Raw genomic sequence first — 19550 nt, forward strand, 5'->3', positions numbered from 1 at the left:
GTGACCACCGAATCCACCGCTTTTGCCACCTTGCCGCTGTCCCCCGCCATGCTGGCCAACCTGGACGCCCTCGGCTATGCCTCGATGACGCCGATCCAGGCCCAGAGCCTGCCCGTCATCCTCAGGGGCCAGGACCTGATTGCCCAGGCCAAGACCGGCAGCGGCAAGACCGCCGCCTTCGGCATCGGCCTGCTCAACCCGATCAACCCGCGCTACTTCGGTTGCCAGGCACTGGTACTGTGCCCCACCCGCGAGCTTGCCGACCAGGTTGCCAAAGAGCTGCGCCGCCTGGCCCGCGCTGAAGACAACATCAAGATCCTCACCCTGTGCGGTGGCGTCTCGCTGGGCCCGCAGATCGCTTCGCTGGAACATGGCGCGCACATCATCGTCGGCACCCCAGGGCGCATCCAGCAGCACCTGGACAAAGGTACCCTGGTGCTCGACGGGCTCAATACCCTGGTGCTGGACGAAGCCGACCGTATGCTCGACATGGGCTTTTTCGACGCTATCGCCAGCATCATCGGCAAGACCCCGCCGCGCCGCCAGACCCTGCTGTTCTCGGCCACTTACCCCGCCGGTATCGAGCAATTGGCCGCCGACTTCATGCGCAAGCCGCAGCAGGTCAAGGTCGAGAGCCTGCACACCGACAACCAGATCGAACAGCGCTTCATCGAAATCGACCCGCAACAGCGCCTGGAGGCTGTCACCCGCGTGCTCGGCCACTACCGCCCGCAGTCCTGCGTGGCGTTCTGCTTCACCAAGCAGCAGTGCGAGGACGTGGTCGCCCACCTCACCGCCAAGGGCATCGTGGCCCAGGCCTTGCACGGCGACCTCGAGCAGCGCGACCGCGACCAGGTGCTGACCATGTTCGCCAACCGCAGCAGTTCGGTGCTGGTGGCCACTGATGTAGCCGCCCGCGGTCTGGATATCGATGGCCTGGACATGGTCATCAACGTGGAGCTGGCGCGCGATGCCGAGATCCACGTGCACCGCGTCGGCCGTACCGGTCGCGCGGGCGAGAAAGGCCTTGCCGTGAGCCTGGTCGCTCCGGCCGAAGGCCATCGGGCCCAGGCCATCGAGGCGCTGCAGAAGAGCCCGCTGCGCTGGGACCAGCTGGACAGCCTGAAGAACAAAGGTGGCGAACCGCTGCTGCCGGTCATGACCACGCTGTGCATCGCCGCTGGCCGCAAGGACAAGCTGCGCCCGGGTGACATCCTCGGTGCGCTGACCGGTGATGCCGGCATCCCGGGCAAGCAGGTGGGCAAGATCGCCATCTTCGACTTCCAGGCCTTCGTGGCGGTGGAGCGGGCGCTGGCCAAGCAGGCGATGCAGCGCCTGAACAGCGGCAAGATCAAGGGCCGCGCCCTGAAAGTTCGCATTCTCTGAAATCTTTGGGGGCCGCTTTGCGGCCCTTCGCGACACAAGGCCGCTCCAATGGATTGCGTACGCCTGTAGGAGCGGCCTTGTGTCGCGAAAGGGCTGCGCAGCAGCCCCAGCACTCTTTATGAGGTACCCCGTGCACACCACCGACGTGATCATCCTCGGCGCCGGCGCCGCCGGCCTGATGTGCGCCCAGCTCAGCGCCCGCCGTGGCCGCCGGGTGCTGCTGCTCGACCACGCCAACAAGCCAGGCAAGAAGATCCTCATGTCTGGTGGCGGGCGCTGCAACTTCACCAACCTGTACACCGAGCCGGCCAACTTCCTCTCCCAGAACGCACACTTCTGCAAGTCGGCCCTTGCCCGCTACACACAGTGGGACTTCATCGAGCTGGTGGCCAAGCATGGCGTGCCCTACCACGAAAAGAAGCTCGGCCAGCTGTTCTGTGACAACAAGGCCAGCGACATCCTCGACATGCTGTTGGCCGAATGCGACGAAGCCGGTGCCGAACTGCGCATGCAAACCAGCATCGAGCATATCGAGAAGACCGAAAGCGGCTATCTGCTACAAACCAGCGCCGGCCAGTTTGCCTGCCAATCGCTGGTGATCGCCACCGGAGGCCTGTCGATTCCAACGCTGGGCGCGACCGGCTTCGGCTATCAGGTAGCGCGCCAGTTCGGCCATACCTTGCTGCCGACCCGCGCAGGCCTGGTGCCGTTCACCATTACCGAGCCCCAGCTCAAGGCACTGTGCACCGAGCTGTCGGGCACCTCGCTCGATTGCACAGCCAGCTGCAACGGCACCAGCTTCCGCGAAAACCTGCTGTTCACCCACCGCGGCCTCAGCGGCCCGGCGATCCTGCAGATTTCGTCGTTCTGGGAGGCCGGCGACACGGTCGAAATCAACCTGCTGCCCGACCGTGATGCCCTGACCTGGCTGCAACAGCAGCAGACCGAGCGCGCCAACGCGGAACTCAAGACCGTATTGGGCGAGGTGTTCACCCGCAAACTGGCCAACCTGCTGGCCGAGCAGTGGTTCGAGTCAAAGCCGATGAAGCAGTACACCCCGGCGGAGCTGGCGCAGATCGCCGACAAACTGGCAGCCTGGCAGCTGGTACCGGCAGGTACCGAAGGCTATCGCACCGCCGAAGTCACCTTGGGTGGCGTCGATACCCGTGAGGTGTCGTCGAAAACCATGGAATCGCTGAAGAGCCCCAACCTCTATTTCATCGGTGAAGTGCTGGATGTCACCGGCCACCTGGGCGGTTTCAATTTCCAATGGGCCTGGGCATCGGCCAACGCTGCAGCACAGTTCGTGTAGAGTAGAATCCATTCAGCAGCACGGAACGCTTCTTGCTGGTCCGTGCCGCAATGCATTCAATCGATCACTGCCAGCAGGCCATCATGTCATCGAGCTCGTTCCGTCAGTCATTGCGTCGCCTGTGGGGTCAAGACAAGTTCAGCTACGCCATCCGCGTGACCATCGCGCTCACCGGCAGCATGGCCTGGTGCTGGTACCAGAACGAGATGAGCCTGCTCATCCCGCTGTTCCTCGGCATCATCGCCAGCGCCCTGGCCGAGACCGACGATAGCTGGCAAGGCCGCCTCAGCGCGTTGCTCGTCACCCTGCTGTGTTTCGCCATTGCCGCGCTTTCGGTGGAACTGCTGTTCCCCTACCCCTGGATCTTCGCCGTTTCCATGGCCTTGGCCGCCTTCTCCCTGACCATGCTTGGCGCATTGGGTGAACGCTACGGAGCGATCGCATCGGCAACGCTGATTCTGTCGGTGTACACCATGATCGGCGTGGACCAGCGCGGCGGCGAAGTCAGCGACTTCTGGCATGAACCGCTGCTGCTGGTGGCCGGTGCCGCTTGGTATGGTCTGCTCTCGGTGCTGTGGCAGGCGCTGTTCTCCAACCAACCGGTACAGCAGAGCCTGGCCAAACTGTTCTTCGAACTGGGCACTTACCTCAAGCTCAAGGCCAGCCTGTTCGAGCCGATTCGCACACTCGATGTCGAAGCCCAGCGCCTGGCATTGGCCCAGCAAAACGGCAAGGTGGTGGCCGCGCTGAATGCCGCCAAGGAAATCATTCTACACCGGGTGGGCAATAGCCAGCCCAACTCCAAGGTCAGCCGCTACCTGAAGCTGTACTTCCTGGCCCAGGACATCCACGAAAGGGTGAGCGCCTCGCACTACCCTTACAACGCCCTCACCGAGGCGTTCTTCCACAGTGATGTGATGTTCCGCTGCCAGCGCCTGCTGCGCAAACAAGGGGCATCCTGCCAGGAACTGGCACGCTCGATCCGGCTGCGCCAGCCGTTCGTTCTGGCCACCGGCTTCGCCGAGGCCCTCGAGGACCTCAATGCCTCGCTTGAGCACCTGCGTAACCAGAACAACCCGGCCTGGCGTGGCCTGTTGCGCTCACTACGCGCCCTGGCCGCAAACCTGGCCACGCTGGACCGCCTGCTTGGCGCCGCCAGCAACCCCGACAGCCTGGCCGACGCCAGCGACAGCAGCCTGCTCGACCGTTCGCCACGCAACCTCAAGGATGTGTGGAAGCGGTTGCGCACCCAGCTCACACCTACCTCGCTGCTGTTCCGCCATGCCCTGCGCCTGTCGCTGGCGCTGTCGGTGGGCTACGGCATGGTGCACTTGATCCACCCGACCCAAGGCTACTGGATCATCCTCACCACCCTGTTCGTCTGCCAGCCCAACTATGGCGCCACCCGGCGCAAACTGGTGCAGAGGATCTTCGGCACAGCCATCGGCCTGACCGTGGGCTGGGCCCTGTTCGACCTGTTCCCGAATCCGCTCATCCAGTCGGCGTTCGCAGTGGTGGCCGGGGTGGTGTTCTTCGTCAACCGGACCACCCGCTACACCTTGGCCACGGCGGCGATCACGCTGATGATCCTGTTCTGCTTCAACCAGATCGGCGATGGCTACGGCCTGTTCCTGCCACGGCTGTTCGATACCTTGGTCGGTAGCCTGATCGCCATTCTCGCCGTGTTCCTGTTCCTCCCCGACTGGCAGGGCCGTCGCCTTAACAAGGCACTGGCCAACACCTTGGCCTGCGCCAGTGTGTACCTGCGTCAGATCATGCAGCAGTATGCCCACGGCAAGCGCGATGACCTGGCTTACCGCCTGGCCCGGCGCAACGCACACAACGCTGACGCGGCGCTGTCCACCACGCTGGCCAACATGCTCATGGAGCCGGGGCACTTCCGTAAGGAGGCCGATGTGGGCTTCCGCTTCCTGGTGCTGTCGCATACCTTGCTCAGCTACCTCTCAGGGCTGGGGGCACACCGTGATACGGCGCTGCCGGCAGAGGTCCATGAACAGTTGATCGAGGGGGCGGGGCAGGCATTGGCCGCCAGCCTCGACGAAATCGCCAACGGCCTGGCCGCGCGGTTACCCGTGGCGATTCACAGCGATGCCGAAGAAGCCTTGGCCAATACGCTGGAGCAGATGCCTGAGGAACTGGATGAACATCAACGATTGGTGCAGACCCAGTTGGCGCTGATCTGCCGGCAGTTGGGGCCGTTGCGGACCTTGGCCGCGCACCTGATCAAAGAGGGCTCACCGGCCTGATTGTTCGTTGCCTGCGCTGCACATCAAAAGCCATGCTGGCGCAGAAGCCGTGCATAGCTGCCGTCTGCCTTCATCGCTGCAATGCTGCGCTCGAACCGCTCGACGATCTGCCGATGCTCAGGGTGCTTGAGGCTCACCAGAATATGCAGGGTGTTCTCGCCCAGCGCGGGTTCGACCAGCACTACCCCATCACGCACCTGCTCGGGTTCGCGCTGCAGGTTGTAGCGCGCCACGAACTCATCTTCCACTGCCAGATCCACCCGCCCTGCCGCCAGCATGCGCACGGCGGAGGAAAAGTTGCGTACCGGCACCTTGTGCAAGCGGGTGTCGCTATCGAATTCGGGTGAGTAGGCATAATCACGCACCACGGCAATGCTGTAGGGATACAGATCAGCCTGGCGCCTGTAACGGAAGCTGTCGCCCTTGCGCTTGAGCAAACGGATGCGATTGGTCAGGTAGGCCTTGGAAAACTGGCCGATGCGGGTACGCGTATCGTTGTACCAGGCATTGATCAGTACGTCGTAACGGCCTTCGCTAACCCCGAGCAGCGCCCGCGCCCACGGTACTTCCTCGTACTCGCTGGGGTAACCTGCACGCGCCAGCGCCGTGGTGACGATGCTGGTGGCAAGGCCACCACCGGGCATGCCGGCATCGGTGAACGGCGGCCAGGTATCGGCCACCAGCCGTAGTTTGCCCTGGCCCAAGGCTGGCCCAGCCAGCATCACACCCAACAATCCCAGAACGCAAAGCAGTGGCCGCATGCTCAAGTCCTTTTGCAGTGGTAGGCACAGGCTGTTGATGGCGGTCTTCGATAACGCAGGTCATGAGACTACACAAAGCCGCCGCACAGGGCAGCGGCCAATAGTGTCAATTAGCCTCTATTTTGGCCGAAGCAGGCAGCCCCCCGCATTTACGGGTAGCCGAGCACTTCCCTGATCTGGCGCAGATGGCGGATGATCCACTGCTTGTCGATCGCACCCCAGTCATGGATGCGATAATGCCCGGCATGGTTGCGCGCCCCCTCCTGCTGCTCGAACTCGCAGACAATGTCCAGGTCAGCCAACGCAGCGATGGTGTCCTGCGCGGTGCGGCGCGGCATCCCGGTGGCTTCCATCAAGGCTGGCACGCTGGTAGCGGTCTGGCTGTCGATCAGCCAGGCCACGTACAGGCGGCGATAGAAACTGCTCTTGGTCTTGCTCACATCCATGCTGCGTGATCCTTACAGGTTACCCGGCAGCTCCCGATAGGTCAGGTAGACGCGCAGGTCGAATTCCAGTTGGTGGTAGTCCGGCTCCATGTGCTGACAAAGCTGGTAGAAGGCTTTGCTGTGGTCACGCTCGCGCAGGTGCGCCAGTTCATGTACCACGATCATGCGCAGGAACTGCGGCGCCGCCTCCTTGAACAGCGAGGCGATGCGAATTTCCTTCTTCGCCTTGAGCTTGCCACCCTGCACCCGCGACACCGCAGTATTGAGCCCCAGCGCACGGTGGGTGAGGTCCAGGCGGTTGTCGAACAGTACCTTGTCCAGGCTTGGCGCACTGCGCAGGTATTGCTGGCGCAGATCCTGGGCGTAGCCGTACAGCGCCTTGTCGCTCTGCACTTCATGGCGACCGGGATAGCGGCGTTGCAGGTAGTCGCCCAGGCGGTCGCTGTCGATCATCTGCTGCACCTGCTCTTGCAGGTGCGGCGGGTAAGCTTGCAAATAGCGTAATACGGTCATGGCATGACATTCGGCGTAACGAATGCCGATTCTAGCCAATCAGGACTGCGGCCAGGGAAAAATTGCCGGAAAGCCGCTGGCATCGGCGGCGGTCATCGGCCGGGCGACAAGGAAGCCCTGCACGTAGGCGCAACCGTTTGCCTTGAGCCAAGCAGCCTGGGCCGCAGTTTCCACGCCTTCGGCGATGACCGTGACGTTGTACTCGGCGCACAGGCCGATGACGCTGCGCACCAAGGCGGCGTCCGGCGCCGAATCGGGCAGGCGCGCCACCAGGTGGCGGTCCAGCTTCAAGGTGTCGACAGGCAGGTCGCGCAGCATGCGCAGCGAGCAGTCACCAGCACCAAAGTCGTCCAGCGCCACGCGCACTCCCAGCTCGCGCAGGCGGTGGATCTGCTTGATCGCCGCGTCGATGTTGTACATCAGTGAGGTCTCGGCAACTTCCACTTCCAGTTGCGCCGGGTTGAGCCGGTAATCCTGTATCACCCGCTGCAGCTCATCGACAAGCCCAGGCATGGCGAACTGAGCGCGGCTCAGGCTGATACCCAGCACCAGATCCGGGGCAAAACGCTCACACCAGGCCTGACGCTGCGCCGCCCCCTGGCGGTAGATCCAGCTGGCCAGGCGCGTTATCAGTCGCGCCTCCTCAAGCAAAGGGATGAACAGCCCCGGCGGTACATCGCCGACGCTGGGGTGCTGCCAGCGCAGCAGGGCTTCGAAACCGCGCAGGTGACCATCGGCGAAAGCGACCTGGGGCTGGTACACCATGTTGAAGCCTTGCGACTCGACGGCGTGCCGCACGCTGTCCTCAAGCATCAGCCGTGACCGCGCCCGGCCATTGAGCTCCTGGTCATAGAAGCGGTACTGCCCGCGCCCAGCCTGCTTGGCCGCATACATCGCCGCATCGGCGGCACGCAACAGGCCTTCGACAGTGGCACCGCAGTCCGGGAAGGTGGCAATGCCGATGCTGACACCCAGGCAGACATCCAGGCCGGCCACCTGGCGCTGGACGGACATACGCTCTAGCAGTTGCTCGGCAAAGCGGCCGGCTTGTTCCGGATACGGCAGGCCATCGAACAGCGCCGTGAACTCGTCGCCGCCCATGCGTGCCAGCAGCGCCTCACTACCAAGGCAGTCTTTGAGCTGCTCGGCAACCCAACCCAGTACCCGGTCCCCGGCCTCGTGGCCGAGCGAGTCATTGATCCGCTTGAAACCATCCAAATCCATGTACATCAAGGCCTGGGCCTTGTCTGAGCGTTCGTTGCGCAGCAGCACGCTTTCAGCGGCCTGATAGAACCCACGGCGGTTGAGCAGGCCGGTAAGCGGGTCGGTGACCGCCTGGTATTCGAGCTGCTGGTGCAAATTGCGCACCGCCGACATGTCCAGCACCGTCACCACCATCGCCTGCTGATCGGCCGGCAGCGGTGCGCAGGACAATGCCACCGGGACCAGATGACCGCCTGCCGTGCGCAGGTGGGCGTCGTGTACACGGAAGATCTGCCGTGACTGGTAGGCCTGATGGAAATCCGATTCGCTCCAGAGGGTGGCATTGGGCAGTTGCAGCAACTCAAGTAACTGCACGCCCTGCAATTGCTCGACCGGGGCATCGAGCAAGCGTGAGATCGCCGGGTTGGCAAAGCTGATGTTGCCGTGGGCGTCGACCACCAGAATGCCTTCGGCGGCATTCTCCAGGATGGACGCATTGAACGCCCTGGCCGCCTCCAGTTCGCGCGTCAAGCGTTGCAGCATGCGCCGGTTGCGCTGCTGGTCCAGTTGCGCCTGCACCTTGGGCTTGAGGATCTGCGGGTCGAACGGCTTGAACAGGTAATCCACCGCACCACTGGCATAGCCCTTGAGCACGGCGGCATCGGACTGCTCGTTGGCGGTGAGGAAGATGATCGGGGTCAGCCGGGTACGGTGGCTGCCACGCATCAGCCGGGCAACCTCGAAACCGTCCATTTCGGGCATCTGCACGTCGAGCAAGACAAGGTCGACTTCGTGCTCCAGCAAGGCGCTCAAGGCTTCCGTCCCTGAACCTGCTGTCAGCACCTGCCAGTCTGTGCGGGCCAGTAAGGCTCGCATGCTTATGAGGTTCTCAGGGTAATCGTCCACCACCAGGAGAACCGAGTTGCCATCCGGTGGTTGAGGGTAAGCGCCATCCATGCTGCTTTCTCTTTTATGACCGACTTCGACTTGCATCTGGATCCGGTTTAACACTCTAGACTCGAGTGTGTAACACGCAATGCAATCAGAACGCTATCAGTGACTAAAGGTAAGGGTAGTCGACTAACGGTCGTTTGCCGGGCATTCAGCCATAAAAAAACCCACATTTCTGTGGGTCTTTTTAAGGCGGCCTGTGATCAGTTGACCTTGGCGGCCAGCTCACCTTTCAGGTAACGCTGGAACATGCCTTCCAGGGAGATCGGCTTGATCTTCGAGGCATTACCGGCGGTGCCGAAGGCTTCGTAACGTGCGATGCACACATCGCGCATGGCTTTCACGGTTTCACCGAAGAACTTGCGCGGGTCGAACTCGCTCGGGTTCTGCGCCATCAGGCGGCGCATGGCACCGGTGGAGGCCAGACGCAGGTCGGTATCGATGTTGACCTTGCGCACGCCGTGCTTGATGCCTTCAACGATTTCTTCGACCGGTACGCCGTAGGTCTCTTTGATGTCGCCGCCGTACTGGTTGATGATCGCCAGCCACTCCTGCGGTACCGAGGAAGAACCGTGCATCACCAGGTGGGTGTTGGGGATGCGCTTGTGGATTTCCTTGATGCGGTCGATCGCCAGCACGTCACCGGTTGGCGGCTTGGTGAACTTGTAGGCACCGTGGCTGGTGCCGATGGCGATGGCCAGGGCATCCACCTGGGTCTTCTTGACGAAGTCGGCGGCTTCTTCCGGGTCGGTGAGCATCTGGCTGTGGTCCAGCACGCCTTCGGCGCCGATGCCGTCTTCTTCACCGGCCATGCCGGTTTCCAGCGAACCCAGGCAGCCCAGCTCGCCTTCGACCGAAACACCACAGGCGTGCGCCATGGCGACAGTCTGCTGAGTGACGCGGACGTTGTACTCGTAGTCGGTCGGGGTCTTGCCGTCTTCGCCCAGCGAGCCGTCCATCATCACCGAGCTGAAGCCCAGCTGGATCGAGCGCTGGCACACGTCAGGGCTGGTGCCGTGGTCCTGGTGCATGCACACCGGGATGTGCGGGAATTCTTCGATGGCGGCCAGGATCAGGTGACGCAGGAACGGCGCGCCAGCGTATTTGCGGGCACCGGCCGAAGCCTGGACGATCACTGGGGAGTCGGTCTTGTCGGCCGCTTCCATGATGGCGCGCATCTGCTCGAGGTTGTTGACGTTGAAAGCTGGAACGCCGTAACCGAACTCGGCGGCGTGGTCCAGCATCTGGCGCATGCTAATGAGTGCCATTGTGTATCTCTCTCCCGACAAGCGTCGTTTTGTTTCGTGCAAGCCTGCCGCAGGGGCGGTTGCTGTTCAAGTAGTGTGGGCCACCGGTGCGGCCCGGCCAGTCACGGTGCCTTGCAGCCCCGCCCAATCAGATCGTTGGTTGCCACCCAGTACACCAGGCCTTCCTCGCCCTTGGTGTGGAAGGCCAGCACGCCATCGCTGTACATCGCGCCCGACGCACTCGGCTCGGACTTGAGCCGGTAGACCTGGTCGCCGCCGCCGAGGCGCACGTCGACCGAATCCTGTTGTGCATCGGCGAAGCGCCAGAGCACTTCGGTCTGGCTGTCACAGACCCAACGGGTCCAGGCGGCTGCCGGGGCGGGTTGCGCCGGCTGCAGCAGCGAGCATCCTGCCAGTGTCGCCAGGGCCATCAAGGCCATCAGCGCTTTCATTGCATATCCTCTAGATGACCACACAATGGTCGCTTGGTTGCCTGCTCCGACGAAGCGCATCGGTTCATGGGCAGCCAGGCGCCTTGCGCTGGTGGTCTTCGTCATACTTTTCCAGGCCTTCCGGGCCCACGCGCTTGCTGATTACCGGCACGGTCTCGGCCTGCCACTCAGACTGGTAGCAGCCGCCCTTGGGCGGCTGCGCCGGATCGTTGTCCGAGGACGGGCTGCTGGAGCATGCGCTCAGCAAACCAGCCAGCAAGATCACAGGCAATTGCTTGACCATCAGGTCGCTCCCTTTGCCAGGCGCCGCCATTGTCAGGCTTTTGCCCGCTCTTCAAGGATCGCCACGGCCGGCAGTACCTTGCCTTCGACGAACTCGAGGAATGCACCACCACCGGTAGAAATGTAGGAGATCTCGGCGCTGACGCCATATTTGTCGATGGCTGCCAGGGTATCGCCACCGCCAGCGATGGAGAATGCGGCGCTCTCGGCGATAGCCTTGGCCAGTACCTTGGTGCCGTTGCCGAACTGGTCGAACTCGAACACACCGACCGGGCCGTTCCACAGGATGGTTTTCGACGACTTCAGCAGTTCGGCGAAATTGGCCGCAGTCTGTGGCCCGATGTCCAGGATCATGTCGTCAGCGGCCACGTCGGCGATGGCCTTGACGGTGGCCTCGGCGCTCTCGGCAAACTCCTTGGCAACCACCACGTCGACTGGCAGCGGTACGCTGACCTTGGCGGCGATGGCCTTGGCGGTTTCCACCAGGTCAGGCTCGTACAGCGACTTGCCCACCGGGTGGCCGGCGGCGGCCAGGAAGGTGTTGGCGATCCCGCCACCAACGATCAACTGGTCGCAAACCGAGCTCAGGCTGTTCAGCACGTCCAGCTTGGTGGAAACCTTGGAGCCGGCAACGATGGCCGCCATTGGTTTGGCCGGTGCCTTCAGGGCTTTGCCCAGGGCGTCCAGCTCGGCGGCCAGCAGCGGGCCTGCCGCAGCGACCTTGGCGAACTTGGCGACGCCGTGGGTGGAGCCTTCGGCACGGTGAGCGGTGCCGAAGGCGTCCATGACGAAGACGTCGCACAGGGCCGCGTACTTGTGCGCCAGCTCGTCGGCGTTCTTCTTCTCGCCCTTGTTGAAGCGAACGTTCTCGAACAGCACCAGGTCACCGGCCTTGACCTCGATGCCATCGAGGTAGTCGGCGACCAGTGCAACGTCGCGGCCCAGGGCCTTGCTCAGGTAGTCGGCAACCGGCTTGAGGCTGTTCTCGGCCGAGAACTCACCTTCGGTCGGGCGGCCCAGGTGCGAGCAGACCATTACCGCCGCGCCCTTCTCCAGGGCCAGCTTGATGGTCGGCAGCGCAGCCAGGATACGCGCGTCGCTGGTTACCACACCGTCCTTCACAGGCACGTTGAGGTCTTCGCGGATCAATACGCGTTTACCTTGCAGGTCGAGGTCGGTCATCTTCAACACGGTCATGAATGCAGTCCTTCAGGGCTGTTTGGTGCGGGTTGGGTGGACGACGTGCAGATAATGTTCGGCAACGTCGAGCATACGGTTGGCAAAACCCCATTCGTTGTCGAACCAGGCCAGCAGGTTCACCAGGCGGGGGCCCGAGACGCGTGTCTGGCTGGCATCGACGATCGCCGAATGCGGGTCATGGTTGAAATCACAGCTGGCGTGGGGCAATTCGGTGTAAGCCAGCAAGCCTTTGAGCGGGCCATCCAGCGCCGCCTCGCGCAGCACCCGATTGACTTCGACCGCACTGGTGTCACGGGCGGTCTGCAGGGTGATGTCCAGGCACGACACGTTGACGGTCGGCACGCGTACCGCTTTGGCCTGTATTCGCCCGGCAAGTTCCGGCAGCAGGCGCTCGATACCACGCGCCAGGCCAGTGGACACCGGGATCACCGACTGGAAAGCCGAGCGCGTGCGGCGCAAATCTTCATGATGGTAGGCGTCGATCACCGGCTGGTCGTTCATTGCCGAGTGAATGGTGGTGATCTGTACGTACTCGATGCCGAACGCCTGGTCCAATACCCGCAGCAGCGGTACGCCACAGTTGGTGGTACAGGAGGCGTTGGACACCAGGCGCTCGGTGCCGGTCAGGCAAGCCTGGTTGATGCCGTAGACCACCGTCGCATCCACATCGGCCTCGCTGGCCATGGGCTGCGAGAACAGCACACGCGGCGCACCGGCATCAAGAAAGCGCTGGCCATCGGCACGGGTGTGATAGGCGCCGGAACACTCCAGCACCAGGTCGATGTCCAGGGCGGCCCAGTCGACGCCCTCGGGGGTGGCACTGCGCATGACCTTCACGCAGTCACCATTGATATGCAGACAGTCGCCGTCGACCTTCACGTCGCCGGGGAATCGGCCGTGAGTGGAGTCGAAGCGTGTCAGGTATTCCACACTGGCCTGGTCGGCCAGGTCGTTCAATGCAACGATTTCGAAGCCAGCCTTTGCCCCACGCTCAAACAGTGCGCGCAGGACACAGCGGCCGATGCGGCCGTAACCGTTGAGTGCAACTTTGTAGGGACGCGGGTGGGGCATTGGTGGGCTCGCTAACGCATGGTGGCTGTTGGGGCCGCGTTGCGGCCCATCGCGACACAAGGCCGCTCCTACAGGCACCGCGCCAACATCGAGGCTGCGCGGTAACTGCAGGAGCGGCCTTGCGTCGCGATGGAGGGCCAAGCCCTCCAGGGTTGCATCAGTCTTCCAGCAGCTCTTCGGCAGTACCCAGGATGTTCTCCAGGGTGAAGCCGAACTCCTCGAACAGTGCGCTGGCCGGAGCCGATTCACCGTAAGTGGTCATGCCGATGACACGGCCTTCGAGGCCCACGTACTTGTACCAGAAGTCGGCATGAGCCGCTTCGATGGCGATGCGGGCACCCACTTGCAGCGGCAGTACGGACTGCTTGTAGGCCGCATCCTGTGCGTCGAACACGCTGGTGCTCGGCATCGACACGACACGCACCTTGCGGCCCTGCTCGGTCAGCTTGTCGAACGCCTGAACGGCCAGGCCCACTTCCGAACCGGTGGCGATCAGGATCAGCTCGGGCTCGCCGGCGCAGTCCTTGAGCACGTAACCGCCGCGGGCGATATCGGCGATCTGCTGGGCGTCGCGGTCCTGATGCTGCAGGTTCTGGCGCGAGAAGATCAGCGCCGATGGGCCGTCCTTGCGCTCCAGGGCGTGCTTCCAGGACACAGCCGACTCGACTGCGTCGGCCGGGCGCCAGGTGTCCAGGTTCGGCGTGCTGCGCAGGCTGGTCAGTTGCTCGATCGGCTGGTGGGTCGGGCCGTCTTCGCCCAGGCCGATGGAGTCGTGGGTGTACACATGGATGACGCGCTGCTTCATAAGGGCGGACATGCGCACGGCGTTACGGGCGTATTCCATGAACATCAGGAACGTCGCGCCGTAAGGCACCAGGCCGCCGTGCAGGGCAACCCCGTTCATGATCGCGGTCATGCCGAACTCGCGCACGCCGTAGAACACGTAGTTGCCGCTGGCGTCGTTGGCGTCCACACCCTTGCAGCCCTTCCACAGGGTCAGGTTGGAGCCGGCCAGGTCGGCCGAGCCGCCAAGGAATTCCGGCAGCAGTGGGCCGAAGGCATTCAGGGTGTTCTGGCTGGCCTTGCGGCTGGCGATGGTCTCGCCTTTGGCAGCGACTTCAGCGATGTAGGCAGCGGCCTTTTCGGAGAAGTCGGCTGGCAGATCACCGCTCAGACGGCGCTTGAGTTCGCTGGCCAGTTCCGGGAAGGCGGCGGCATAGGCATCGAACCGCGTGTTCCACTCGGCTTCAGCCTTGGCGCCTGCTTCTTTGGCGTCCCATTCGGCGTAGATGTCGGCAGGAACTTCGAACGGAGCGTGGTTCCAGTTCAGTTCCTTGCGGGCCAGGGCGATTTCGTCGTTGCCCAGCGGAGCACCGTGGCAGTCTTCCTTGCCCTGCTTGTTGGGCGAGCCGAAACCAATGATGGTCTTGCAGCAGATCAGGGTCGGACGGTCGCTCTTGCGCGCAGTCTCGATAGCCGTGCGGATCTCGTCGGCGTCGTGGCCGTTGACGTTGCGGATCACCAGCCAGTTGTAGGCCTCGAAGCGCTTGGGCGTGTCGTCGGTGAACCAGCCTTCCACTTCACCGTCGATGGAGATGCCGTTGTCGTCATAGAAGGCCACCAGCTTGTTCAGGCCCAGGGTGCCGGCCAGCGAGGCGACTTCGTGGGAGATGCCTTCCATCATGCAGCCGTCGCCGAGGAACACGTAGGTGTTGTGGTCGACGATGTTGTGGCCATCGCGGTTGAACTGGGCACCCAGCACTTTCTCCGCCAAGGCAAAGCCCACGGCATTGGCCAAACCTTGGCCCAGCGGGCCGGTGGTGGTTTCCACACCCGGGGTGTAGCCGAACTCGGGGTGGCCCGGGGTACGGCTATGCAGCTGGCGGAACGACTTGAGGTCGTCGAGGGTGACGTCGTAGCCGGTCAGGTGCAGCAACGAGTAGATCAGCATCGAGCCGTGGCCGTTGGACAGCACGAAGCGGTCACGGTCGGCGAAGCTCGGGTTGCTCGGGTTGTGCTTCAGATAGTCGCGCCAAAGCACTTCGGCGATATCCGCCATGCCCATGGGGGCACCTGGGTGGCCGCTGTTGGCCTTTTGCACGGCATCCATGCTGAGGGCACGAATGGCGTTGGCACGTTCACGACGGCTGGGCATCGCTTATCTCCTGGGGCTTGAATAGGTGGTGTAACGAAAAAGGCGGCCATTTTCCCCCACTGGGGGGCTGGGGGCAAACATTTAAGCGGCAAGCGGCAAGCTTTAAGCAGCAAGAGAAAGCCGAACCGTGCGCGCAAGGCTCTATTTCTTGCAGCTCATCGCCAATATCAAAACTTTTTGATATTGGTCTTGCTAGGGCAACGATGCCTGTCTAGACTGCCGCGTCATGAACCTCCGTGCGCAACCGATCCCTCAGCGAAGCGACACACTGGCAGCCCTGTGCAAAGCCAGTGGCGACGAACTGCGCCTGAATGTCCTGCGCGCCTTGGCCAGCGACTCGTTCGGCGTCCTGGAGCTGGCACAGATTTTCGACATCGGGCAGTCGGGCATGAGCCATCACCTCAAGGTTTTGGCCCAGGCCGAGCTGGTGGCTACGCGCCGCGAAGGCAATGCGGTTTTCTACCGCAGGGCCCTGCCCGACAGCCACCGCCTGGGCGGCCGCCTGCACACCGCGCTGCTCGAAGAGGTCGACGACCTGGCACTGCCGCTGGACGTGCAGGCGCGCATCGCCCAGGTGCAACAACGCCGCGCCGCCACCAGCCAGGACTTTTTCCTGCGCGTGGAAGAAAAGTTCCGCGCCCAGCAGGACCTGATCGCCGGCCTGCCGCAGTACCGCGAAAGCCTGCTGGCGCTGCTCGACACACTGAATTTCGAGCCGACTGCCAGCGCGCTGGAAGTCGGCCCCGGCGACGGCGGCTTTTTGCCCGACCTGGCCCGGCGCTTCGCCTGTGTCACAGCCCTGGACAACAGCCCGACCATGCTCGAGCTGGCGCGCCAGGTCTGCGAACGCGAACGCCTGGATAATGTAAACCTGCAGTTGGCCGATGCACTGGGTGCAACGGATGTGGAAGCCGACTGCGTTGTGCTGAACATGGTCCTGCACCATTTCAGCGACCCGGCCCTGGCCCTGCGCCTTTTGGCCAAACGGGTGAAGGCAGGCGGCAGCCTGCTGGTCACCGAACTGTGCAGCCACGATCAGGATTGGGCGCGGGAAGCCTGCGGCGATCTCTGGCTTGGTTTTGAACAGGACGACCTGGCCCGTTGGGCCAACGCTGCCGGGCTGGCCCCGGGGGACAGCCTCTATGTGGGCTTGCGTAACGGTTTCCAGATACAGGTCCGCCATTTTCAGCGGACGGCTGGCGACACACACCATCGGTAAATTTTAGGAACCCGTCGAGATGAGCGAATACTCCCTTTTCACCTCCGAGTCCGTGTCCGAAGGGCATCCGGACAAGATCGCCGACCAGATTTCGGACGCGGTCCTGGATGCCATCATCACCCAGGACAAATACGCCCGCGTGGCGTGTGAAACCCTGGTCAAGACCGGTGTCGCCATCATCGCCGGCGAAGTCACCACGTCGGCCTGGGTCGACCTGGAAGAGCTGGTGCGCAAAGTCATCATCGACATCGGCTACAACAGCTCCGACGTCGGCTTCGACGGCGCCACCTGCGCCGTGATGAACATCATCGGCAAACAGTCGGTGGACATCGCCCAAGGCGTCGACCGCTCCAAGCCGGAAGACCAGGGCGCTGGTGACCAGGGCCTGATGTTCGGCTACGCCAGCAACGAAACCGACGTGCTGATGCCGGCGCCGATCTGCTTCTCGCACCGCCTGGTCGAGCGTCAGGCCGAAGCGCGCAAATCCGGGCTGCTGCCTTGGCTGCGCCCGGACGCCAAGTCTCAGGTCACCTGCCGCTATGAAAACGGCAAGGTAGTCGGCATCGACGCGGTGGTCCTGTCGACCCAGCACAACCCTGAAGTCTCGCAAAAAGACCTGCAGGAAGCCGTGATGGAGCTGATCGTCAAGCACACCCTGCCTGCCGAACTGCTGCACAAGGACACCCATTACCACATCAACCCGACCGGCAACTTCATCATCGGTGGCCCGGTGGGTGACTGTGGCCTGACCGGCCGCAAGATCATCGTCGACTCCTACGGCGGCATGGCCCGTCACGGTGGTGGCGCGTTCTCCGGCAAGGACCCGTCCAAGGTCGACCGCTCCGCCGCCTACGCCGGCCGTTACGTGGCCAAGAACATCGTCGCCGCCGGCCTGGCCGAACGTTGCGAGATTCAGGTGTCCTACGCCATCGGCGTAGCCCAGCCGACCTCCATCTCGATCAACACCTTCGGTACCGGCAAGGTCTCGGACGACAAGATCATCCAGCTGGTGCGTGAGTGCTTCGACCTGCGTCCGTACGCCATCACCAAGATGCTCGACCTGCTGCACCCGATGTACCAGGAAACCGCTGCCTACGGCCACTTCGGCCGTACCCCGCAGCAGAAGACTGTCGGCGACGACACCTTCACCACCTTCACCTGGGAGCGCACCGACCGCGCCCAGTCGCTGCGTGATGCTGCCGGCCTGTAATTTCTCCTGCAGCGATGCATCGAAGCCCTTGCCGAGTGATCGGCAGGGGCTTTTTTGTAGTTTCCATGGCATCGCCCCTCGACACATCACCTGACAACTGAACCCGCCAACCTCCGCCACGCTTGCCTAGCCTGAACACTCCACTCCGCCACGCAAGGATGCTGGCCATGTCACCTTTCCTGGGTCTCGCAGCCCTGTTGCTGCTCCACACATCCATCGCCCAAGCCGGCCACTGTCCGGACTGGAATGCCAAGCAAGCCAGAACCGAAGTTGCACAACTGCGCGCCACCCTGGCCAACTGGGACGACCATTACCACCGCCAGGGTATAGCGCTCGTAGCCGATGAGCTCTACGACCAGGCCCGACACCACCTGCTGCACCTGCAACAGTGCTTTGGCCAGGAACCCACAGGCCCAAACCCACTGGCCAGCGCACGCGGCCCCATTGCCCACCCCGTTGCCCACACCGGCGTCGAGAAACTCCCTGACGCAGCTGGCGTTGCACGCTGGATGACCGGCAAGAAGGGCGTGTGGGTGCAACCGAAAGTCGACGGAGTGGCGGTCTCACTGGTCTATCGCCAAGGCCGGCTTGTACAGCTACTCAGCCGTGGTGACGGCCTCCAAGGGCATGACTGGAGCCGCCACATCAAGGACCTCGGCAGCATCACCCGGCAATTGCCTCAGCCACTGGACGTCGTATTGCAAGGCGAGTTCTACCTGCGCCTGCAAGCGCACGTGCAAGCTGAGGCAGGCAGCAGCAATGCGCGCGGTAGCGTGGCCGGGATGCTGGCGCGCAAGCAGCTTGGCCCGGAACTGGGCGCGAGCATCGGCCTGTTCGTCTGGGACTGGCCGCATGGGCCGGACGACCAGGGCGAGCGCCTCACACAACTTGCAGCCTGGGGGTTCCCCGACAGTCAGCGTTTCAGCACAGCTATCGACACCCCCGCGCAAGCTACCCATTGGCGCCTGCACTGGTATCGCTCACCGCTGCCCTTTGCCACCGACGGCGTGATTCTGCGCCAGGACAGCCGCCCGCCAGCCGCCCGCTGGCGGCCCAACGCCCCCTATTGGATCGCCGCGTGGAAATACCCCTTCGCCCAGGCGCTGGCAGAGGTGCGCGACGTACACTTTCTAATCGGCCGCACCGGCAGGGTGACGCCAGTGCTCAAGCTGCAGCCGGTCACCCTGGACGACCGCCGGATCAGCCAAGTCAGCCTCGGCTCCATGGCCCGCTGGCAAACCTTGGACATTCGCCCAGGCGACCGGGTGGCGATCAGCCTAGCCGGGCTGACCATTCCACGTTTCGAAAAGGTGGTCCACCGCGCTGTCGAGCGACAACCGCTGACGGTACCTGTACCTGGAAGATACGGTCCTCACAGTTGCTGGCAAGCCGGCGAGGGGTGTGAAGAGCAGTTCATCGCCCGCCTGGCCTGGCTCGGGGGCAAGCAAGGGCTGGCCATGCCAGGCGCCGGCCCGGGCACCTGGCGGCTGCTGGTGCACGCGGGCCTGGTCACATCGCTTACGGACTGGTTGGCGCTCGATGCCCAGCAACTGCAACAAGTGCCGGGCATCAGTGAAGTCAAAGCCATGCGGCTGCAACGCGGTTTCGACATCGCCCGCTCCAGGCCTTTCGCCCATTGGCTGAGGGGCCTTGGCGTGCCTGCCCACGGCAACGTGCCTGAGCATGAGTACTGGCCGGCGCTTGCCAGCCGTTCCCCCAGCGAATGGCAAGCCTTGCCCGGCATCGGTGAAACACGCGCCAGGCAGCTCGCAGACTTCTTCGCCCAGGGAGAAGTACAGCGCATTGCAACACATCTGGGGAACAATGGCGTCGACGGTTTTCACATGGCTGAAGAGGCCAAATCCCACTAGCGAA

At 63.3% G+C, this 19550-nt stretch carries 16 protein-coding genes; 6 read left to right on the top strand and 10 right to left on the bottom strand.

Going from position 1 to position 19550, the window contains the following annotated elements:
- Positions 1-48 precede the first annotated feature (48 nt).
- The 3 genes from dbpA to yccS all read left to right on the top strand — a co-directional run bounded on the left by dbpA (position 49) and on the right by yccS (position 4965).
- Positions 49-1386, top strand: a complete 1338-nt coding sequence (dbpA, locus tag ACEWE8_RS04955) for an ATP-dependent RNA helicase DbpA (protein WP_262982424.1) — start codon at positions 49-51, stop codon at positions 1384-1386.
- A 130-nt stretch (positions 1387-1516) separates the two neighbouring features.
- A complete protein-coding gene (locus ACEWE8_RS04960; RefSeq protein ID WP_046785054.1) occupies positions 1517-2698 on the top strand; it encodes an NAD(P)/FAD-dependent oxidoreductase in 1182 nt (393 codons plus the stop codon).
- 83 nt (positions 2699-2781) lie between these two features.
- On the top strand, positions 2782-4965 hold the full coding sequence (yccS, locus tag ACEWE8_RS04965; RefSeq protein WP_046785174.1) for a YccS family putative transporter: 2184 nt from the start codon (positions 2782-2784) through the stop codon (positions 4963-4965).
- A gap of 23 nt (positions 4966-4988) precedes the next feature.
- Here yccS and ACEWE8_RS04970 read toward each other — a convergent pair whose 3' ends face one another.
- From ACEWE8_RS04970 to tkt, 10 genes are all read right to left on the bottom strand, one after another.
- Positions 4989-5726 (bottom strand): ABC transporter substrate-binding protein, encoded by a 738-nt coding sequence (locus ACEWE8_RS04970; protein ID WP_046785053.1) that lies wholly within the window; start codon positions 5724-5726, stop codon positions 4989-4991.
- 149 nt (positions 5727-5875) lie between these two features.
- A complete protein-coding gene (locus ACEWE8_RS04975; protein WP_012312450.1) occupies positions 5876-6172 on the bottom strand; it encodes a helix-turn-helix domain-containing protein in 297 nt (98 codons plus the stop codon).
- A 12-nt stretch (positions 6173-6184) separates the two neighbouring features.
- Positions 6185-6685 (bottom strand): M48 family metallopeptidase, encoded by a 501-nt coding sequence (locus ACEWE8_RS04980; RefSeq protein WP_046785052.1) that lies wholly within the window; start codon positions 6683-6685, stop codon positions 6185-6187.
- A 39-nt stretch (positions 6686-6724) separates the two neighbouring features.
- A complete protein-coding gene (locus tag ACEWE8_RS04985; protein WP_046785051.1) occupies positions 6725-8845 on the bottom strand; it encodes a bifunctional diguanylate cyclase/phosphodiesterase in 2121 nt (706 codons plus the stop codon).
- A gap of 197 nt (positions 8846-9042) precedes the next feature.
- Positions 9043-10107, bottom strand: coding sequence for a class II fructose-bisphosphate aldolase (gene fba / locus ACEWE8_RS04990; protein WP_008093958.1), 1065 nt, complete (start codon positions 10105-10107; stop codon positions 9043-9045).
- A 101-nt stretch (positions 10108-10208) separates the two neighbouring features.
- Positions 10209-10538, bottom strand: a complete 330-nt coding sequence (locus ACEWE8_RS04995; RefSeq protein ID WP_046785050.1) for an MliC family protein — start codon at positions 10536-10538, stop codon at positions 10209-10211.
- Between the two features lie 64 nt (positions 10539-10602).
- Positions 10603-10821 carry a hypothetical protein gene (locus ACEWE8_RS05000; protein ID WP_012312446.1) on the bottom strand — a complete coding sequence of 73 codons (219 nt, stop codon included), beginning with the start codon at positions 10819-10821 and terminating at the stop codon, positions 10603-10605.
- A gap of 32 nt (positions 10822-10853) precedes the next feature.
- Positions 10854-12017, bottom strand: coding sequence for a phosphoglycerate kinase (locus ACEWE8_RS05005; protein WP_046785049.1), 1164 nt, complete (start codon positions 12015-12017; stop codon positions 10854-10856).
- 12 nt (positions 12018-12029) lie between these two features.
- On the bottom strand, positions 12030-13091 hold the full coding sequence (epd, locus tag ACEWE8_RS05010; protein ID WP_046785048.1) for an erythrose-4-phosphate dehydrogenase: 1062 nt from the start codon (positions 13089-13091) through the stop codon (positions 12030-12032).
- 157 nt (positions 13092-13248) lie between these two features.
- Complete coding sequence (gene tkt / locus ACEWE8_RS05015; RefSeq protein WP_046785047.1) at positions 13249-15246, bottom strand: transketolase; 1998 nt, start codon at positions 15244-15246, stop codon at positions 13249-13251.
- A 226-nt stretch (positions 15247-15472) separates the two neighbouring features.
- On the opposite strand from tkt, the gene ACEWE8_RS05020 reads away from it, so the two are divergent.
- The 3 genes from ACEWE8_RS05020 (at position 15473) to ligB (ending at position 19546) form a co-directional block, all read left to right on the top strand.
- The gene (locus ACEWE8_RS05020) at positions 15473-16465 is read left to right on the top strand and encodes a metalloregulator ArsR/SmtB family transcription factor (RefSeq protein WP_046785046.1); all 993 of its coding nucleotides are present in this window, start codon (positions 15473-15475) and stop codon (positions 16463-16465) included.
- 19 nt (positions 16466-16484) lie between these two features.
- Complete coding sequence (gene metK, locus ACEWE8_RS05025; protein ID WP_046785045.1) at positions 16485-17675, top strand: methionine adenosyltransferase; 1191 nt, start codon at positions 16485-16487, stop codon at positions 17673-17675.
- 167 nt (positions 17676-17842) lie between these two features.
- Positions 17843-19546, top strand: a complete 1704-nt coding sequence (ligB, locus tag ACEWE8_RS05030; protein ID WP_046785044.1) for an NAD-dependent DNA ligase LigB — start codon at positions 17843-17845, stop codon at positions 19544-19546.
- Positions 19547-19550 lie beyond the last annotated feature (4 nt).

Source organism: Pseudomonas sp. TR47 (assembly GCF_044143025.1).
In the GTDB taxonomy this organism is placed as follows: Bacteria; Pseudomonadota; Gammaproteobacteria; order Pseudomonadales; family Pseudomonadaceae; genus Aquipseudomonas; species Aquipseudomonas putida_E.